Consider the following 1,477-nt stretch of genomic DNA (forward strand, 5'->3'; position numbering starts at 1 on the left):
GGGCCACGACCGCGTCGACCTCGGCCCCGGTGGCGACCTCGACGGCGCCGGCCGGCGGCTCGACGTCCTCGGCGACCAGGCGCGCGGCCCAGTCCCGCGACTCGGCGACGGCGGGGTCGGTGTCGGGGGCGTTCCGGAACGCGCCGGGCGCGGGCGACGACGCGGCCGGGTCGCGGGGCAGCCGGCGACGCCCGGTCGGCACCGCGTCCGCGCGCGCGACGGAGGCCAGGAACGCGTCCTCCTGGGAGGCGATCCCCTCGTCCGGGCCGTCCCCGCCGGCGAACAGCGCGTGCAGGAAGTTCTGGTGCGCGGCGTTCTCCTCGAGCCTGCGCACCAGGTAGGAGATCGCGACGTCGAAGTCCTGCTTCGCGACCACCGGCGTGTAGAGCAGCACCTGCCCGACCTCGCGCTGCACCGCGCGGGCCTGCGCCGGGGCCATGCCCTGCAGCATCTCGATGTCGAGCGCCTCGGACACGCCGCGGTGGGCGGCGAGCAGGTGGGCGTACGCGACGTGGAACAGGTTGTGGCTCGCGACGCCCACGCGCAGCGCGGTCGTCCGCTCCGGGTCGAGCGCCCGCCGGACCAGCCGGACGTAGTGCGCGTCGACCTCGGGCTTGCCGGCGTACGGCGCCTGCGCCCAGCCGTGCAGCTCGGCCTCGACCTGCTCCATCGCGAGGTTCGCGCCCTTGACCAGCCGCACCTTGAGCCGCGCCCCGCCCGCGGCGACCCGGCGCCGGGCGATCGCGGTGATCTCCTCCAGGGCGTCCGACGTGTCGGGCAGGTACGCCTGCAGCACGATGCCCATCTCGGCCCCGCGCACCTGCGGGTCGCCCACCAGCTCGTCGAACACCCGCACCGTCAGCGCGAGGTCCCGGTACTCCTCCATGTCGAGGTTGAGGAACGTGCCGCCGGCCGCCGCCGCGCGGTACAGCGGCAGCAGCCGGTCCACGACGCGCCGCACGCTGCCCTCGGTGTCCCAGGTGGACAGCTGGCTGGCGACGGCCGAGACCTTGATCGAGACGTAGTCGACGTCGGGGCGGGCGGCCAGCTCCGCGACCCGGTGCAGCCGGCGGTTCGCCTCGTCCTCGCCGAGCACCGCCTCGCCGAGCAGGTTCAGGTTCAGCCGGAAGCCCTCCGCGCGGGCGCGCGCCAGGTGCGGGCCGAGGCCCGGGCCGGCGTCCGCGACCAGGTGGCCGACCAGCTGGCGCAGCCGGACGCGGGCCGCGGGCACGACGGCCGACGGCAGCAGCGGGGCGACCTTCGCGCCCACCCCGAGCAGCACCCGGTCGACGCCGCCCAGGAACGCCGCGGCGTCGGCGGCCCGGTCCCCGAGGCCGGCGAGCTCGGCCGCGGCGACCCGGGCGTCCTCCGGGCGCGCGACGCGGTCCACGAACCGCACGGCCAGCTCCAGGCCGGCGGGGTCGGCGACCAGCGCGGCGAGCCGCCCGGTGGCGCGCCGCTCGGCGGGGGTCTCGTC

General features: G+C 77.5%; 1 protein-coding gene. It reads right to left on the minus strand.

All coding sequences use genetic code 11. The features are described 5' to 3' along the window. On the minus strand, window positions 1–1,477 hold a 1,477-nt coding region (locus FA014_RS19425), incomplete at both ends, for a proline dehydrogenase family protein (RefSeq protein WP_195969398.1).

Origin of the sequence: Cellulomonas hominis (assembly GCF_005239125.1) — a bacterium.
Taxonomy (GTDB): Bacteria; Actinomycetota; Actinomycetes; order Actinomycetales; family Cellulomonadaceae; genus Cellulomonas; species Cellulomonas hominis_A.